Genomic DNA, 16,407 nt, shown 5'->3' with positions numbered 1-16,407 from the left:
AGAGGAGTCGGCCCGATGACCACCACCTCGGCCAGCTCTGTGCCACTCGACGTGGCGGCCTTGAGGGCCGACTTCCCGATCCTGTCGCGCACGGTCCGCGACGGGAAACCCTTGGTGTACTTGGACTCCGGGGCGACCTCGCAACGCCCGACCGCGGTGTTCGACGCCGAACGCGACTACGTCTTCACGTCGAACTCCGCCGTGCACCGCGGTGCGCACCAGCTGTCCGAAGAGGCCACCGACGCCTACGAGTCCGCGCGCGCGAAGGTCGCGGAGTTCGTCGGCGCCGACCCCGAGGAACTGGTGTTCACCAAGAACGCGACCGAGGGCATCAACCTCGTCGCGTACTCGATGAGCAACGCCGCCACGGCCGGCCCGGAGGCCGAGCGCTTCCGGGTCGGGCCGGGCGACGAGATCGTCGTCACCGAGATGGAGCACCACGCGAACCTCGTGCCGTGGCAGCAGCTCTGCCAGCGCACCGGGGCGACGCTGAAGTGGTTCAAGGTCACCGAAGACGGCCGCCTCGACCTGTCCGATGTGGACGAGCTGATCACGTCGCGCACGAAGGTGGTCGCGTTCGCGCACCAGTCGAACGTGCTCGGCACGGTCAACCCCGTCTCGGTGCTGGTCGAGAAGGCCAAGGCCGTGGGCGCGTTCACCGTGCTCGACGCCTGCCAGTCGGTGCCGCACTTCCCGGTCGACTTCCACGCGCTGGGTGTCGACTTCGCCGCGTTCTCCGGGCACAAGATGCTCGGCCCGTCCGGCATCGGCGTCCTCTACGGGCGTACCGAGCTGCTCGAAGCGATGCCGCCGTTCCTCACCGGCGGGTCGATGATCGAGATGGTCCGCATGGAGGGCTCGACCTTCGCGCCGCCGCCGCAGCGGTTCGAGGCCGGCGTCCCGATGACGTCGCAGGCCATCGGCCTCGGCGCGGCCGTGGACTACCTCTCGGCCCTCGGCATGGACCGGATCGCGGCCCACGAGCACCAGCTCGCCGCGGCGGCCATCGAGGGCATCGGCGCCATCCCGGGCGTCCGGATCATCGGGCCGACGGACCTGAAGGACCGCGGCGCGACCGTGTCGTTCGTGATCGACGGCGTGCACCCGCACGACGCCGGCCAGGTGCTCGACAGCCTCGGCATCGCCGTGCGCGTCGGCCACCACTGCGCGTGGCCGCTGCACCGGGCCTGCGGCGCGCAGGCGACCGTGCGCGCGTCGTTCTACCTCTACAACGACCTGTCCGAAGTGGACGCACTGGTGGCCGGGGTGCGTGAGGCGCAGAAGTTCTTCGGGGTGGCGCAGTGAACCTGGAGAGCATGTACCAGGAGATCATCCTGGACCACTACAAGCACCCGCACGGGCGCGGCCTGCGCGACCCGTTCGACGCCGAGTCGTTCCAGGTCAACCCGACCTGCGGCGACGAGGTGACGCTGCGGGTGAAGCTCGACGACGGGAAGGTCACCGACGTCTCCTACGACGGCCAGGGCTGCTCGATCAGCCAGGCCTCGACGTCGGTCTTGACGGATCTCGTCGTCGGCCACACGCTTGAGGAGGCGTTCACCACCATGGACGCCTTCGTGGAACTGATGCAGGGCAAGGGAAAGATCGAACCGGACGAGGACGTGCTGGAGGACGGGGTCGCCTTCGCGGGCGTCGCCAAGTACCCGGCTCGCGTCAAGTGCGCCCTCCTCGGCTGGATGGCTTTCAAGGACGCCGTCGCCCGGACCACCAACGGAGCTGAGAAAGCATGACCGAAGACACCGCCACCGACGCTCGCGAGGGCCGGACCGCCGCCGACCTCGACGCCGAGACCACCGCGACGCAGGACCTCGACCTCGCCAAGCTCGAGGACGTCGAGGAAGCCATGCGCGACGTCGTCGACCCGGAGCTCGGCATCAACGTCGTCGACCTGGGCCTGGTCTACGACATCCGCGTCGAGCCGGACAACACGGCCACCATCGACATGACGCTGACGTCCGCGGCCTGCCCGCTGACCGACGTCATCGAGGACCAGACGTCGGCCGCGCTGACCAGCGGCGGGCTGGTCAAGGACTTCCGGATCAACTGGGTCTGGATGCCGCCGTGGGGCCCGGAGAAGATCACCGAGGACGGCCGCGAGCAGCTGCGCGCCCTCGGCTTCACCGTCTGATCTCGTCTGCTTCACGGCTTTTCCGGGCGTGCCAGGCGAGCGCGTAGAGGACGAGCGCGGTGAGGAACCCACTGCACGAGCCGGTGACCAGCAGGTAGGTCGCGTTGCCGACCACACCCGCGCGGGTCATCGGGTCGTGGTGGGCCAGGAACGGCAGTAGTTCGGCGGCCATGCCGGTGAGCGCGCCGGCGGCCAGGAACGCCAGCACGTGCTTGCGGTGCCGGATGGCTTCCGGCGTCGGCCGGGTGGGCGCGGTGCGGTACCAGTTCCGCAGCCACCAGGCGAGGACCGCGGCCCCGGCGATCGTGCTGACGAGCTGGATCAGCCGCCCGACGTCGACGCCGGTGACGAGCGGGATCCGCAGGAACGGCAGCCCGCCGCTCTCGTGGGTGAAGGCGTCCCACCCGACGTGCGTGGCGGCGCCGAGCACCAGCGAGAGGGCGATCCACCACGGCCGCTTCCAGCTGAAGTGGCGGGGGAGCCGTTCGGCCAGCCGACTCGGGGCCAGGGCCAGCAGCGGCCGCTTCAGCAGCAGCTGGAACAGGGCCAGGATCGCCAGGGCGAGGAGCGGGTCGAGCCAGAGCACCGAGGCGAACTCGTGGGTCCTGGTCAGCCCGATCCCGGGTAGCCGCGGCACGAACCAGAAGACGTCCGGCGCGACCGACCCGGCGACGAGCGCGGACCCCACCAGCGGCCGCCGCGCCAGCGGCAGCACGGCGGCGGGATGACTCAGCGTGAACGGCACGCGGTTAGTATCCCGGGGTGGTCCTGCGCTCGATCTTCCTGTTCCTCGCGGCGGCGGTGTGCGAGATCGGCGGCGCCTGGCTGATCTGGCAGGGCGTCCGCGAAAACAGGGGCTGGCTGTGGATCGGCGGCGGCCTGCTCGCCTTGGGTGCGTACGGCTTCGTGGCGACCCTCCAGCCGGACGCCCACTTCGGCCGGATCCTCGCCGCCTACGGCGGGGTGTTCGTGGCGGGATCGCTGGCGTGGGGCATGGTGGCGGACGGTTACCGGCCGGACCGGTTCGACGTGATCGGGGCGCTGCTGTGCCTGGCCGGGGTCGCGGTGATCATGTACGCGCCGCGGACGGGGTAACGGCGCACCTCAGGGCTCGATAGATCACCGTGACCGAAACTCGCGCCGCCGAAGCGCCGCCGGATATCCCCGGTCCTCGTCGGGTGGATCGTCGTGCTGCTGCTCGGGTTCGGGGTCACCGGGTACGGCCTGGGCACGGATTTCGGCGACTACCGGGCCTACCGGGTGCCGGGGGTGGCGATGAGCCCCACCGTGAAGCCGGGGGATTCGGCCGTCGTGCGCGTCCGGCACGGCGAGGAGGTCTACCGCGGGGACCTGGTCCTGTTCGACCGCGGCGCGTTCGCCCACCCGGATTCCGCCGGGCCCTCGGCGCTGCGGGTCGTCGCGGTCGCCGGGGACGTCGTCGCGTGCTGCACCGGCGGGCGGTTGTCGGTCGACGGCGAGCCGATCACCGAGACCTACCTCAGCCAGGACGAGTACGCGCACGATCCGGCCGCCACCACGCCGTACCTCACGCGCATGCACGAGGGCACGGTGTTCGTGCTCGGGGACGAGCGGGGCCGGGCCCGCGATTCGCGCCTCCTCGGGGTCGTCCCGCTGTCCGCAGTCACCGGCTTCGTGGTCGGCACCGGGTCGGTGCTGCACCCGGCACCGCTGGCCCCCACGACCGCGTTCACCGACGCGGGCCTGCCGGGAACCCCGTACGCCGACGAAACCCTGACCGGGTTGCGGTGGTGGATCCTCGGCGGGGCGGCACTGTCCGCGGCCGGGCTCAGCGGGCTGATCGTGGCCGCCGTCCGGAGCGCCGGAAGACGACGAAGAGCAGCCGCAGGCCCACCAGTGCGCTGATTACCAGCAGGTTGTAGCCGAACACCTGGTGCAGCGTCAGGTCCGGCAGGATCCGCGGGCCGCCCGTGCTGCCCAGCAGGAGCACCGCCATCAAGCCGGTCGCCGCGCCCACGAACGCCAGCAGGACCTCGTGGACCAGCCCCGTCACCACGTCCCGGTCGCGCTCGTCCGAGAACAGGCGGACGTTCACCGACAGCCGGCCCTCCTCCAGGGCCGCGCCGATGCGGTCGATGCGGCGGGGAAGGCGGCGCAGCACCGGGAGCAGGGCCGCCACCTCGTTGGCCGCGGTGTGGCGCAGGCCCGCGCCGACCTGCTCGGCGGCGAACGCGCGGGACTCGGCCATGACGTCGAAGCCGGGGTCGAGGGCGGCGAGCGTGCCCTCCACCGTCGCCAGCGCGCGGAACACCGCGGCCACCGGGGGCGGCACGCTCAGCCGGAAGTCCGCGACCACCCGGAACAGCCCGGTGAAGAGGTCGATGCCGGGGCCGCGGCCGGGGCCGAAGTGGCGGGCGACCAGGGCGCCGAGAGCGCGTTCGAGGCGCTGCTCGTCGAGGTCGCCGGTGCGGTCGACGATCTCCAGCAGCCCGTCGCGCAGGGCCGCCGGGTCGCCGCGGTCCAGGGCCAGCACCAGGTTCTGCAGGCCGCCGCGCAGGCCCGCGTCGAGGCGGCCGACCGAGCCGAAGTCGAGCAGGCCCAGGCGGCCGCCGGGCAGCAGCATGAGGTTGCCCGGGTGCGGGTCGGCGTGGAAGACGCCGCCGAGCAGCACCTGGTCGAGCAGGCACCGCAGCAGGGACCGCGCCAGCCGCGCGCGGTCGGCCGCCGGCGCCTGCTCCAGTGGCTTGCCCGCCAGCCGGGACATCACCAGGACGCGCTCCGTGGACAGTGCTTTGTGGACGGTCGGCAGCACGACGTCGGGGTGGGAAGTGGCGGCCACGGCGGCGATGTTGCGGGCCTCGATGGTGAAGTCGAGCTCCTCGGACAGTGCCTCAGCGAAGCCGTCGGCCAGGTCGGTGACGCCGAGCGAGCGCGCCCAGTCCGCGCGTTCCTCGAGGGCCGCGGCGACGCGCCGGACGATGTCGATGTCGCGCTCGGCCTGCTCCCGCACGCCCGGGCGCTGGACCTTCACGACGACGTCCTCGCCCCCGCGCAGCTTCGCCCGGTAGACCTGCGCGACCGACGCGGCCGCGAGCGGCTCGGGGTCGAACTCGGCGAAGATCTCGTCGGGCGAGCCGCCGAGTTCGGCGGTCAGCACGGCCCACACCGCGTCGGCGCGGGCGGGCGCGACCCTGTCCTGCAGCTTCGCGAGCTCGTCGACGAACACCGGTGGCAGCAGGTCCGCGCGGGTCGAGAGCAGCTGGCCGAGCTTCACGAACGTCACGCCGCCCTCCTCGAGCGCCTGGCGCAGGGACCGGGCGAGCTTGGCGTGCCGTCCCGGTGCGAGGTCGGGGTCGCGGCGGCCCGTGAGGTAGCGGCCGAGCCCGTGCTTGAGGGCGATCCGGCTGATCTGCGAGTACCGCCGGGCGCGCGTGATCTTGGCGCCCAGCGCGCGCAGCCGGAGCCCGTCCGGCAGGGCCATCTCGGCGACGAGGAGGAAGATCAGCGTCGCGAGGAAAGCGCTGCCCGCCAACGGGATCAGCAGGCCGAGCGCCGCGCCGCCGTTGCGCAGCAGGGAAACCGGGAACGCCTGGGCGATTCCGCCCGCGACGAGCCAGCCGAAGCCGGCGCCGCACAACGCCCGCACGGCGCCGATCCGGACGCCGAGCACCCGCCGCGACGCCACCACGAGCGGCCACAGCACCAGTGCGTACAGAGGGAGGGTCAGCAGGCCCAGCAGGATGTCCACGCCGGAGAGCAGACCACGGCGGCGGGCCCGGGCGGCTCACGCGGCGGCGGGACCCGGCTCCCTCCCGCGAGGGAACTACTTTCGGCCGTGGCCGCCGCGGTTGGTGGACTTCTAACCTGATCGCTCGAACCACGGTGAAGTGTTCTCTGAATCGGACGAAGGAGACACGATGGACGCACGCGTGATCGCCCGGGTCGCGGCCCTGGCGCTGGTGGCCCCGCTGGCCCTCGGCTTCGCTCCCGAAGCTTCGGCGGCCACCGTCACGACGCTGTACTACAGCTCCTCGGGCGCGCCGGACTACCTCGCCCAGATCGACCAGGGCGCGGCCAACTGGAACGCCGCCGTCACCGACGTGAAGCTGGTCAAGCGGAACACGAGCGCGACGATCTCGTTCCACGAGACCCACAGCGGCGGCTCGTACACGAACACGAACGGCCACGGCCGCGGCGACATCTACCTCGACACCAGCCAGGTCGCCGAGGGCTACGACCCGACCCGGATCGCCGCGCACGAGCTCGGCCACAACCTCGGCCTGCCCGACCACTACAGCGGCCCGTGCACCGAGCTGATGTCCGGCCACGGCCCGGGCACGGCGTGCAAGAACGCGAACCCGGACGCGACCGAGGCCGCGAAGGTCCAGTCCCTGTGGGTGAACGGCTTCGCGGCGGCGCGGACCGAGACCCGGGTTTCGGTCCGCTAGCGCGTCCATCTCAAGGGGGAGGCGCGCGCTGCTTCCGGCTGCGAAGATCGGCCGGTGCGCGTCCTCCGCCCCCTGACGGCCAAGGCGACCTACCGCCGGTGGGTCTACCTCGTGCTCGGCGGCGCGATCAGCGTGCCCTACCTGCTGTTCTCCGCGGTCGCCGTGCCGTCGGTGCTGCCCTTCGTCACGACGATGGAGCGGGCGACCGTGCTCGGCGGCGGGCTGACGCTGCTCGTGCTGGCCGGCACGGCGTTCCTGCCCGCGGTGCACGTGCTCGAATCCACCGCCGTCCGCGAGCTGCTGGACGACCCGGTGCCGGATGCCCCGGCGAAACCGCACACCCGGCGCGGCCGGCGGCAGGCCGCGGGGATGTTCGTGCTGCACGTCGTGGCCGGGTTCGTCGTCAGCTTCTTCAGCCTGCTCGCGCCGGTGGCGATCGGGCTGTCGGTGAGCGCGGTGTTCACCGGACGGCTGGTCGAGACCACCGAGGGCGGGATCTCGGTACCGGTGGGCTGGGCGTCGGCGTGGCTGCCCGCGGTGTTCGTGCTGGGCGGGGTGCTGCTGGTGTACGCGGTCTGGGCGACCGGCGGCCTGCTGCGCCGGGCCGCGACGGGGCTGCTCGGGATGAGCGCGGCCGACCGCATCGCCCGGCTGGAGCGGCGGACCGAGCAGCTCGCCGAGCGCAACCGCCTGGCCAGGGAGTTGCACGACTCGGTGGGGCACGCGCTGAGCGTCGTCACCCTTCAGGCGGGCGCGGCCCGGCGGACGCTGCGCACCGACCCGGCCTTCACCGAGCGCGCGCTGGGCGCGATCGAGGACTCGGCCCGCACGGCGCTCGACGACCTCGACCACGTACTCGGCCTGCTGCGCGAAGAGGCGGCGGCCCGCACCCCGCGGCCGGCGCTGACCGAGCTGCCGACGCTGCTGGAGACGACCCGGCTGGCGGGCACCCCGGTGACGGCCTCGCTCGACGGTGACCTGGCCGCGGTGCCGGCGGTGGTGTCCCGGGAGGTGTACCGGATCCTGCAGGAATGCCTGACCAACGCGGTGCGGCACGCCGGTAGGGTCCCGGTGGCGGTGGTCGTGTCGGTCGCGGGGCAGGAGCTGGTGGCCCGGGTGACGAACCCGCTTTCGCCCGGGTCCGGCCGGGCTGGTGGCGGCCGGGGGGTTCGCGGGATGGCCGAGCGGGCGGCGGTGCTCGGGGGCGAGCTGTCGGCGGGACGGGTGGACGAGCGGTGGGAGGTCGTGGTGCGGGTGCCGTGGGGGAGCGGGCGGTGAGCGTCGGCGTGCTGCTGGTCGACGACGAGCCGCTGATCCGGGCCGGGCTGCGGGCGATCGTCGACAGCGAAGACGGCTTCTCCGTGGTCGGCGAGGCCACCGACGGCGCCGAGGTGCCCGGCCTCGTCGCCCGGCTGCGGCCGGACGTCGTGCTGATGGACGTGCGGATGCCCGCGGTGGACGGGATCGCCGCCACCGCGCACCTGATGTCCACTGTGGACCCGCCGAAGGTGATCGTGGTGACCACCTTCGAGAACGACGACTACGTCTACGACGCCTTGCGCGCCGGGGCCAGCGGGTTCCTGCTCAAAGCGGGCCCGGCCGGAGGAGATCGTGGCGGCGATCCGGACCGTGGTGGCGGGGGAGTCGCTGCTGTTCCCCGCCGCGATCCGGCGTCTGGCCGCCGGGCACGCGCCGGCCGGGGACGGGCTGGCGGGCGTGCACCTGACCGAGCGGGAGCAAGAAGTCCTGCGGCTGATGGCCGCCGGGCTGTCCAATGTGGAGATCGCGGGGCAGTTGTACCTGGGCGTCCAGACGGTGAAGACCCACGTGGGCAACGTGCTCGCGAAGCTGGGTGCCCGCGATCGGACCCAGGCGGTGATCCGGGCTTACGACTCGGGCTTCGTGATTCCGGCAGGATGAAGGCATGACCGCCCAGTACGACAGCTTCGCCGAGGCCTACGCGGCCGAGAACGAGTCCAGTCTCATGAACGCCCACTACGAACGGCCCGCCGCGCTGGCGCTGGCCGGGGACGTGGCCGGGCAGCGGGTGCTCGACGCCGGGTGCGGCTCCGGCCCGCTCTTCGCCGCCTTACGGGACCGGGGTGCCGTGGTGTCCGGGTTCGACCAGAGCGCCGGCATGGTCGACCTCGCCCGGCAGCGGCTCGGCGACGACGCCGATCTGCGGGTCGCCGATCTCGCCGAGCCGCTGCCCTTCCCCGACGATGAGTTCGACCTCGCCACCGCCTCGCTCGTGCTGCACTACCTGCGCGATTGGGCGCCTCCGCTGGGTGAACTGAAACGGGTGCTCAAGCCCGGCGGCCGCCTGATCGCCTCGGTCAACCACCCGCTCATGGTCAACCTCACGCACCGCCAGGAAGGGCCCCGGCCCGACTACTTCGCGCACTACACCTGGACCGACGAATTCCCGATGCACGGCCGGATCGCGCGGATGACCTTCTGGAACAAGCCGCTGCACGCGATGACCGATGCCTTCACCGCGGCGGGGTTCCGGATCGCCGTCGTCCACGAACCGCGGCCCACGGCGGCCGCGCGCGAGCTGTTCCCGGACGACTTCCCGATCCTCGACACCTTCCCGAGCTTCCTGTTCTTCGTGCTCGAAGCCGGTTAGCCGAGGTCGTCCAGCAGGGCCTGGATGGCGGCGGCCATGGTCGCCGGGTCGCCGTCGGCCGGGTGCAGGACCAGGTCCGGGGACTCCGGGCGCTCGTAGGGCGCGTCGATGCCGGTGAACCCCTTGATCTCCCCGGCGCGCGCCTTCGCGTACATGCCCTTCGGGTCCCGGGCCTCGCACACCTCCAGGGGCGTGTCCACGAAGACCTCCACGAACGGCAGGTCCGCGTGCACCTCCCGCGCGCGAGCCCGGTCCGAAGCGTACGGGCTGATCAGGGACGCGATCGCCACCACGCCCGCGTCCGCGAACAGGCGCGCCACCTCCGCCACCCGGCGCACGTTTTCGGCGCGATCCGAAGGGCTGAACCCCAGGCCGGCGTTGAGGCCGTGGCGGAGGTTGTCGCCGTCGAGGAGGTACGCGGGCCGGCCGGCCGCGACCAGGCGGCGTTCCAGCTCGACCGCCACCGACGACTTGCCCGACGCCGACAGGCCGGTGAGCCACACCGTCGCGCCGCGGGTCGGGCGGTCCTCGCGGCGGACCGCCGCGGTGTGCCAGACGACCGGGGACGCGACCGCGCCGGTGATCATGCCCGCCGCGACCGTGTCGCCGGTGTGCTCGTCCACCAGCAGGAAGCCGCCCGTGGCGCGGTTGCGGCGGTAGGGGTCGAACAGCAGCGGTGCCCGCGTGCGCAGCCGGATGCGGCCGATGTCGTTCAAGGACAACGACTCCGCGGCGTCGCGGTGCAGCGTCGTCACGTCCAGGCGGTACTCCAGCTTCTCCACCGAACCGCGCGTCTCGGTCGTCGTGTGCCGGACGGCGTACGAGCCGCCCGGGGTCAGCGACGACCGCGCGGAGAACCAGCACACCAGCGCGTCGACCTCGCGCGCCGACTCCGCGCGGTTGCCCGGGCGGCACAGCATCGCACCGCGGCCCAGGTCCAGGTCGTCGGCCAGCTCGACCGTCACCGCCTGCCCGGTGAACGCTTCCGCGAGCGGCGTTCCGCCGGGGCCCCAGACCGCCCGGACGCGGGAGGTGAACCCCGACGGCAGCGCCACGACCTCGTCGCCCGGCTTGAACACCCCGCCCGCGATGGTGCCCGCGTAGCCGCGGAAGTCCGGGCGGCGGATCACGTACTGCACCGGGAACCGGGCGTCGATCAGGTTGCGGTCGGAAGCGACGTGCACCTCTTCGAGCTGGTGCAGCAGCGAAGTCCCTTCGTACCACGGCATGCTCGCGCTGCGGTGGACGACGTTGTCGCCGTGCAGCGCCGAAACCGGCACGAACGTCAGGTCGGCGACGTCGAGCTTCATCGCGAACCGCCGGAACTCCTCGCGGATCTCGTCGAACCGCTCCTGGGACCAGCCGACCAGGTCCATCTTGTTCACGCACACCACGAGGTGCCCGATCCCCAGCAGCGACGCGAGGAACGCGTGCCGCCGCGACTGCTCCAGCACGCCCTTGCGCGCGTCCACCAGGATCAGCGCCAGGTCCGCCGTCGACGCGCCGGTCACCATGTTGCGCGTGTACTGCAGGTGGCCCGGGGTGTCGGCGATGATGAACTTCCGCTTGGGCGTGGCGAAGTAGCGGTGGGCGACGTCGATCGTGATGCCCTGCTCGCGTTCGGCCCGCAGGCCGTCGGTGAGCAGCGCGAGGTCCGGGTAGTCCTCGCCGCGTTCGCGGCTGGCGCGTTCGACGGCGGCGAGCTGATCGGTGAAGATCGCCTTCGAGTCGAACAGCAGCCGGCCGATCAGCGTGGACTTCCCGTCGTCCACGCTGCCCGCCGTGGCGATCCTCAGCAGCTGCATCAGAAGTAGCCCTCCCGCTTGCGGTCTTCCATGCCTGCTTCGGAAATCCGGTCGTCCGCCCGCGTCGCGCCGCGTTCGGTGACGCGGGTCGCGGCCACCTCGGCGACCACTTCGGACGGTGTCGCCGCCGACGATTCGACGCAGCCGGTGCACGTGGCGTCGCCGACGGTCCGGAAGCGCACGGTCGCCTCGTACGGTTTCTCTCCGTCCACAAGGGACAGGAATCGGGTCGCCGCGAGTAGCATGCCGTCGCGCTGGACGACCGGGCGCCGGTGCGCGTAGTACAACGGCGGCAAGGCGATCCGCTCGTCGCGGATGTACTGCCAGATGTCCAGCTCGGTCCAGTTCGACAGCGGGAAGACGCGGATGTGCTCGCCGCGGCGGTGCCGCCCGTTGTAGAGGTTCCACAGCTCCGGGCGCTGCGCCCGCGGGTCCCACTGGCCGTGCTCGTCGCGGAAGCTGAAGACGCGTTCCTTCGCGCGAGCCTTCTCCTCGTCGCGCCGGGCCCCGCCGAACACGGCGTCGAACCCGCCCTCGCGGATCGCGCGCAGCAGCGTCACGGTCTGCAGCCGGTTGCGGCTCGCGCCCGGGCCGGTCTCCTCGACGACGCGGCCGGCGTCGATGTCGTCCTGCACGCTTGCGACTTCCAGGCGCAGGTTCAGCGCGGCGACGGTCTCGTCGCGGAAGCGCAGCACCTCGTCGAAGTTGTGGCCGGTGTCGACGTGCAGCACGGGGAACGGCAGCGGCGCCGGCCAGAACGCCTTGGCGGCGGCGTGCAGCATCACCACCGAGTCCTTGCCGCCGGAAAAGAGCAGCACCGGGCGTTCGAAGGTCGCCGCGACTTCACGGAAGACGTGTACGGCCTCCGCTTCGAGCGCGGCCAGGTGGGACAGCTCATAGGCCACGGACACCGGAAAAAAGTAGAACATGTTCTTGTCATTGGTCAAGCGGTGCGAGACCCTGTGAACATGGACCTGGTCGTACTCGAAGAGATCCGCCGGCTGAAGTACCGGTACCTGCGCGGGGTGGACCTGAAGCTGTGGGACGAGGTGGCCGACACGTTCACCGTCGACGCCACGGCCGACTACGGGACGCACGCCGTGGGTGGTGACGGGAAGAAGTTCGAGGGGCGCGACGCCATCCTCGAGTTCCTCACCAAGAGCCTCGGCAACGGCATCATCACCGTCCACCACGCAGGTCAGCCTGAGATCGAGGTCGACGGCGACACCGCGACCGGGCGGTGGTCGTTCACCGACAAGGTGATCGTCCCCGACCACAAGGTGATCATCGAGGGCGCCGCCTTCTACGAGGACACCTACCGCCGGGACGCCGACGGCGCCTGGCGGATGTCGCACATCGGGTACGTCCGGACCTACGAGTCGATGCTGTCGTGGGAAGGCAACCCCGGCTTCCGGCTGCTCGCGAACCGCTGGGCCGTTCCGGCATGATCGAGAACGAGTTCTCGTTGACCCGGCCGTTCGCCGACGCGATCGCCGAGGCCGAGAAGCTGATCGCCGAAGCGCCGCCGGCGCAGACCGAGCAGGGCCTGCTGGAGGGCTACGACTACCTCGCCGGGAGCATCCGCGCGTCGCTGCAGATGGCCTGGGCCTACCAGCGCGACTTCCCGTACTTCACCGCGTCCACCGGGCCATACACGAAGATGGGCCTCGACAACCCGGACACGCTCTACTTCAACGCGAACATCCGCCCCGACCGGGAGTACCTGGTCACCGGCGTCCGCGGGACCACCGCCGACCTGAGCTTCCAGATCCTCAACGGCGACTACTCGCCGGTCGTGGTGCCCGACAGCCTCGCCGCGTTCGACGACCGGGCCATCGAAATCGGCGAAGACGGCCGGTTCGAGCTGCGGTTCGGCCCGGCCCGCGAGAACCCGGGGCCGAACTACTTCACCCTCGGCGAGGGCTCGTCGATGCTCGTCGTGCGCGAGGTCCACAGCGACTGGGCCACCGAGAAGCGCGGCGAAATCCGGATCCAGTGCGTCGACACGGCGGGCCAGGCGCCGCCGGTGCCGGACCGATCGGCCATGGCCAAGCGCTACGGCGTCACCGGCAAGATCCTGCTGAGCCGGCTGAAGACCTTCCTGGCGTTCCCGAAGTGGTTCTACGACAACCTGCCGGTGAACACGATGACCGAGCCGCGGTCGACGCCGGGCGGGCTGACCACGCAGTTCTCCTCGGCCGGGCATTACGACCTCGGCGAGGAAGAGGCGATGATCGTCACCGTGCCGCGTTGCGCGGACGCGCCCTACCAGGGCATCCAGCTCGGCAGCCTCTGGTACGTCTCGCTCGACTACATCAACCACCAGACGAGCCTCACCGCGGACCAGGCACGCGTCGACCCGGACGGCAAGATCCGGTTCGTCGTCAGCGAGCGCGACCCCGGCCTGGCGAACTGGCTGGAGCGCACCGGGCACGACCGCGGGTACATCCAGATCCGCTGGCAGCGGCTGGCGCGGGACCTCGGCCCGGACGACGGCCCGGTCGTCGAGGTCGTCAAGGTCGACGAGCTGCCGGACCGGCTGCCCTACCACGAGCAAGCGCGCGTGACGCCGGCCGAGTGGTCGGCGCGGATCGCGGCCCGGCAGGACGCCGTCGCCGCCCGGATGCTGGGGTGAGCGTGGAGAACCTGTTGCGGGACAAGGTCGTCGTCGTCTCGGGCATCGGTCCCGGGCTCGGGCGGTCGATCGCCGTGCGCAGCGCGCAGGCCGGCGCCGACGTCGTGCTCGCCGCGCGCACCGAATCGCGGCTGACCGAGGTGGCCAAGGAGGTCACCGACCTCGGGCGCCGCGCGGTCGCGATCCGGACCGACATCGACGACGCGGACTCCGCCGAGAACCTGGTGAACGAGGCGGTGGAGGCGTTCGGGCGCGTGGACGCGGTGGTGCACAACGCCTTCGCCGTCCCGCCGCTGACCGATCTGGCCACAGTGGACCTCGACGCGGTCCGCAAGGGCTTCGAAACCGCGGCGATCTCCGTGCTCCGGCTGACCCGGTTGTTCCTGCCCGCGCTCAAGGAGAGCAAGGGCTCGCTGGTGATGATCAACTCCGCCGTGCTGCGGCATTCCCGGCGCACGTTCGGCGCGTACAAGATGGCGAAGTCGGCGCTGCTGTCGCTGTCGCAGAGCCTCGCGAGCGAAGTCGGCCCGGACGGCATCCGCGTCAACACCGTCGCCCCCGGCTACATCTGGGCACCGAACCTCAAGTGGTACTTCAATTACCTCGCCAAGGAACGCGGCATCACGCCCGAAGAGGTGTACGCCGAGACCGCGTCCACAATAGACCTGCGCAAGCTGCCCGAGCCCGACGAGATCGCCGACGCCGTGGTGTTCCTCGCCTCGCCGATGGCGCGCGCGATCACCGGGCAGTGCCTCGACGTCAACGGCGGCGAGTACCACCACTAGGAGGTTCGATGCTTCCCGGCCGCGAAGACGTCGGCACCGTCGAGGACCTGCACGCTTCGGCGTCGAAGCTCACCGGGCTCGACGACTTCGGCAGCGGCGAGTACGTCGAGGGCCTGAGCGTGCTGCTCGAGTCGTACGAGGCCGACGAGGACCTCACGCCGTTCGGCAACAAGGTGCACCGGGCGATGCTGCGCGGCGCGCTCGTCGCCCGGCTGCTCAGCGAGGCGTCCTGGAAGCAGCACCCGGCGCACGCCGACGTTCGCGTCGAGCGGCCGATCTTCGTGACCGGCCTGCCCCGCACCGGCACCACCGCGCTGCACCGGCTGCTCGTCGAGGACCCCGCGCACCAGGGCCTCGAGGTGTGGCTCGCCGAGGTCCCGCAGCCGCGGCCGCCGCGCGAGACGTGGGCGGAAAACCCGATCTTCCAAGGGATTCAAGCCGGGTACGAACGCCACCACGTCGAGCACCCGGAGTTCATGGGCGTGCACCACATGTCCGCCGACCAGGTGGAGGAGTGCTGGCAGCTGCTGCGCCAGTCGATGCGCTCGGTCTCGTTCGAGTGTCTCGCGCACCTGCCGCGCTACTCGCGCTGGCTGGCGAAGCAGGACTGGACCGACGCCTACGCCCGGCACCGGCGCAACCTGCAGCTGATCGGGCTGCCGGACGCGGGCAAACGCTGGGTGCTCAAGAACCCGAGCCACCTCTTCGCCCTCGACGCGCTGATGGCGAACTACCCGGACGCGCTGGTGATCCAGACGCACCGGGCGCCGCGGACGATCATGGGCTCGATGTGCAGCCTCGCCGAGAAAGCCGCGGACGGCTGGTCGACGAAGTTCCGCGGCGAGGTGATCGGCCGCGGGCAGCTCGAGCTGTGGGCCCGCGGCGCCGACGAGTTCCTGCACGCGCGCGGCCGGTACGACCCGGCGCAGTTCTGCGACGTGGCCTACGAGGACTTCGTCGCCGACCCGGTCGGCACGGTGTCCACTGTGTACGACCACTTCGGACTGATGCTGACGGACGAAGCGCGCACGGCGATGACCGCGGTGCACGAGCGGAGCCGGACCGGGGAACGGAAACCGGTGCACCGGTACAGCCTCGCGGACTTCGGCCTGACCCCCGAAGAGGTCGACGAGCGCTTCGCGGGTTACCGGGCCGTCTACGGCTGATCGCCGTCGCGCGGCCGGACGTGGACGCGCTCGCCCTGCAGGCCGAACAGGATGAGCAGCTCGACCGCGCGCCCGTCGGCCGAGCCCAGCCAGTGCGGCGCCGTGGTGTCGAACTCCGCGGCCTCGCCCGGCGGCAGGACCAGGTCGCGGTCACCGACGACCAGCCGCAGCGTCCCGTTGAGGACGTAGAGCCACTCGTGGCCGCTGTGCGTCTGCGGCGTCGGCTCGGCGGGCTCGCCGCTCGCGGGGATCAGCATCTTGTACGCGTGCACCCCGCCGGGGCGGCGGGTGAGCGGCACGAACGTCATCCCGTGCCGGTGCACCGGGTGCAGGTGGACGCGCGGGTCGCCGGTGCGCGGGGCGCCGACGAGGTCGTCGAGCGGGACGTCGTAGGCGCGCGACAGCGGCAGCAGCAGCTCCAGGTTCGGCCGCCGCTGCCCGCTTTCCAGCCGGGACAGGGTGCTTTCCGAGATGCCGGTCTCGGCCGAGACGCCGGCCAGGGTGCCGCCGCGCTGACGCCGTAGTGCGCGCAGGCGCGGCCCGACCGCGGCCAGGACGGTGTCGATCTCCTCGCTCATGGCCCCAGTCTTGCCGGTCCGGCAAGGTCGCGCGGGCAGAGGCCACTCCGCCGCCGCCGACCGGCTCGTCCACCGTCTTGAATGACTCATTCAGGTCTCCGGAGGTCCTGAATGACTCATTCAAGACCTCATGGACCTCGCCCCCGCGGAACCTTGGCCTCAGTCTTGCCGGTCCGGCAAGTTTTCGTGCGCCCGGCGAAGCCCTCGGGGCACGGTGAACGCCGTACCCCGGC

17 protein-coding genes and 1 pseudogene are annotated in these 16,407 nt (G+C 71.6%); 13 read left to right on the top strand and 5 right to left on the bottom strand.

Annotation, left to right across the window (positions count from 1 at the left end; all coding sequences use genetic code 11):
* Positions 1 to 15 precede the first annotated feature (15 nt).
* Genes H4696_RS18915 through H4696_RS18905 form a run of 3 tightly spaced genes read left to right on the top strand, consistent with a single transcriptional unit; the run spans position 16 to position 2,149 of the window.
* Positions 16 to 1,305, top strand: coding sequence for a cysteine desulfurase (locus tag H4696_RS18915; protein WP_086856743.1), 1,290 nt, complete (start codon positions 16 to 18; stop codon positions 1,303 to 1,305).
* Positions 1,302 to 1,751, top strand: a complete 450-nt coding sequence (gene sufU / locus H4696_RS18910) for a Fe-S cluster assembly sulfur transfer protein SufU (protein WP_086856744.1) — start codon at positions 1,302 to 1,304, stop codon at positions 1,749 to 1,751. The genes H4696_RS18915 and sufU overlap by 4 nt, the downstream gene beginning before the upstream one ends.
* Positions 1,748 to 2,149 carry a metal-sulfur cluster assembly factor gene (locus tag H4696_RS18905; RefSeq protein ID WP_013224702.1) on the top strand — a complete coding sequence of 134 codons (402 nt, stop codon included), beginning with the start codon at positions 1,748 to 1,750 and terminating at the stop codon, positions 2,147 to 2,149. Before sufU ends, H4696_RS18905 begins: the two co-directional genes overlap by 4 nt.
* Here H4696_RS18905 and H4696_RS18900 read toward each other — a convergent pair.
* Positions 2,139 to 2,894 carry a DUF4184 family protein gene (locus H4696_RS18900; protein WP_169734835.1) on the bottom strand — a complete coding sequence of 252 codons (756 nt, stop codon included), beginning with the start codon at positions 2,892 to 2,894 and terminating at the stop codon, positions 2,139 to 2,141. The genes H4696_RS18905 and H4696_RS18900 overlap by 11 nt on opposite strands.
* Positions 2,895 to 2,911: 17 nt before the next feature.
* On the opposite strand from H4696_RS18900, the gene H4696_RS18895 reads away from it, so the two are divergent.
* Together H4696_RS18895 and lepB are read left to right on the top strand one after the other, a co-directional pair.
* Complete coding sequence (locus H4696_RS18895; protein WP_086856745.1) at positions 2,912 to 3,244, top strand: YnfA family protein; 333 nt, start codon at positions 2,912 to 2,914, stop codon at positions 3,242 to 3,244.
* A gap of 93 nt (positions 3,245 to 3,337) precedes the next feature.
* The gene (lepB, locus tag H4696_RS18890; protein ID WP_249026860.1) at positions 3,338 to 4,033 is read left to right on the top strand and encodes a signal peptidase I; all 696 of its coding nucleotides are present in this window, start codon (positions 3,338 to 3,340) and stop codon (positions 4,031 to 4,033) included.
* On the opposite strand, the gene H4696_RS18885 is transcribed toward lepB, so the two are convergent.
* Complete coding sequence (locus H4696_RS18885; protein ID WP_086856747.1) at positions 3,957 to 5,876, bottom strand: ABC1 kinase family protein; 1,920 nt, start codon at positions 5,874 to 5,876, stop codon at positions 3,957 to 3,959. The two genes, lepB and H4696_RS18885, sit on opposite strands and share 77 nt — an antisense overlap.
* A 169-nt stretch (positions 5,877 to 6,045) precedes the next feature.
* On the opposite strand from H4696_RS18885, the gene H4696_RS18880 reads away from it, so the two are divergent.
* From H4696_RS18880 to H4696_RS18865, 4 genes and pseudogenes are all read left to right on the top strand, one after another.
* A complete protein-coding gene (locus H4696_RS18880; RefSeq protein WP_192782405.1) occupies positions 6,046 to 6,576 on the top strand; it encodes a snapalysin family zinc-dependent metalloprotease in 531 nt (176 codons plus the stop codon).
* A gap of 54 nt (positions 6,577 to 6,630) precedes the next feature.
* On the top strand, positions 6,631 to 7,854 hold the full coding sequence (locus H4696_RS18875; protein ID WP_192782404.1) for a histidine kinase: 1,224 nt from the start codon (positions 6,631 to 6,633) through the stop codon (positions 7,852 to 7,854).
* Positions 7,851 to 8,496: pseudogene (locus H4696_RS18870) on the top strand (response regulator). Before H4696_RS18875 ends, H4696_RS18870 begins: the two are co-directional and overlap by 4 nt.
* A gap of 4 nt (positions 8,497 to 8,500) precedes the next feature.
* Positions 8,501 to 9,205 (top strand): class I SAM-dependent methyltransferase, encoded by a 705-nt coding sequence (locus H4696_RS18865; RefSeq protein ID WP_086858638.1) that lies wholly within the window; start codon positions 8,501 to 8,503, stop codon positions 9,203 to 9,205.
* Here H4696_RS18865 and cysC read toward each other — a convergent pair.
* On the bottom strand, positions 9,202 to 11,010 hold the full coding sequence (gene cysC, locus H4696_RS18860) for an adenylyl-sulfate kinase (protein WP_086858637.1): 1,809 nt from the start codon (positions 11,008 to 11,010) through the stop codon (positions 9,202 to 9,204). The genes H4696_RS18865 and cysC overlap by 4 nt on opposite strands.
* Positions 11,010 to 11,939, bottom strand: a complete 930-nt coding sequence (gene cysD / locus H4696_RS18855) for a sulfate adenylyltransferase subunit CysD (protein ID WP_169734930.1) — start codon at positions 11,937 to 11,939, stop codon at positions 11,010 to 11,012. Before cysD ends, cysC begins: the two co-directional genes overlap by 1 nt.
* A gap of 39 nt (positions 11,940 to 11,978) precedes the next feature.
* Between cysD and H4696_RS18850 the strand changes: the two genes are divergently transcribed.
* From H4696_RS18850 to H4696_RS18835, 4 genes are read left to right on the top strand one after another with little or no spacing between them, the layout of a single operon-like run.
* Complete coding sequence (locus tag H4696_RS18850; RefSeq protein ID WP_169734929.1) at positions 11,979 to 12,458, top strand: nuclear transport factor 2 family protein; 480 nt, start codon at positions 11,979 to 11,981, stop codon at positions 12,456 to 12,458.
* Entirely contained in the window at positions 12,455 to 13,645 is a 1,191-nt protein-coding gene (locus H4696_RS18845; RefSeq protein WP_192782403.1) for a hypothetical protein, read from the top strand. The genes H4696_RS18850 and H4696_RS18845 overlap by 4 nt, the downstream gene beginning before the upstream one ends.
* A complete protein-coding gene (locus H4696_RS18840; RefSeq protein WP_086858634.1) occupies positions 13,642 to 14,430 on the top strand; it encodes an SDR family oxidoreductase in 789 nt (262 codons plus the stop codon). Before H4696_RS18845 ends, H4696_RS18840 begins: the two co-directional genes overlap by 4 nt.
* Positions 14,431 to 14,438: 8 nt before the next feature.
* Positions 14,439 to 15,596 (top strand): sulfotransferase family protein, encoded by a 1,158-nt coding sequence (locus H4696_RS18835; RefSeq protein ID WP_086858633.1) that lies wholly within the window; start codon positions 14,439 to 14,441, stop codon positions 15,594 to 15,596.
* Here the strand turns inward: H4696_RS18835 and H4696_RS18830 are convergent.
* Positions 15,587 to 16,174, bottom strand: coding sequence for a helix-turn-helix domain-containing protein (locus H4696_RS18830; RefSeq protein WP_086858632.1), 588 nt, complete (start codon positions 16,172 to 16,174; stop codon positions 15,587 to 15,589). The two genes, H4696_RS18835 and H4696_RS18830, sit on opposite strands and share 10 nt — an antisense overlap.
* Positions 16,175 to 16,407 lie beyond the last annotated feature (233 nt).

The organism is Amycolatopsis lexingtonensis (genome assembly GCF_014873755.1).
Classification (GTDB): Bacteria; Actinomycetota; Actinomycetes; order Mycobacteriales; family Pseudonocardiaceae; genus Amycolatopsis; species Amycolatopsis lexingtonensis.
Note: the sequence above shows the minus strand (reverse complement) of the source record. Positions and strands in the feature narration are given on the sequence as shown.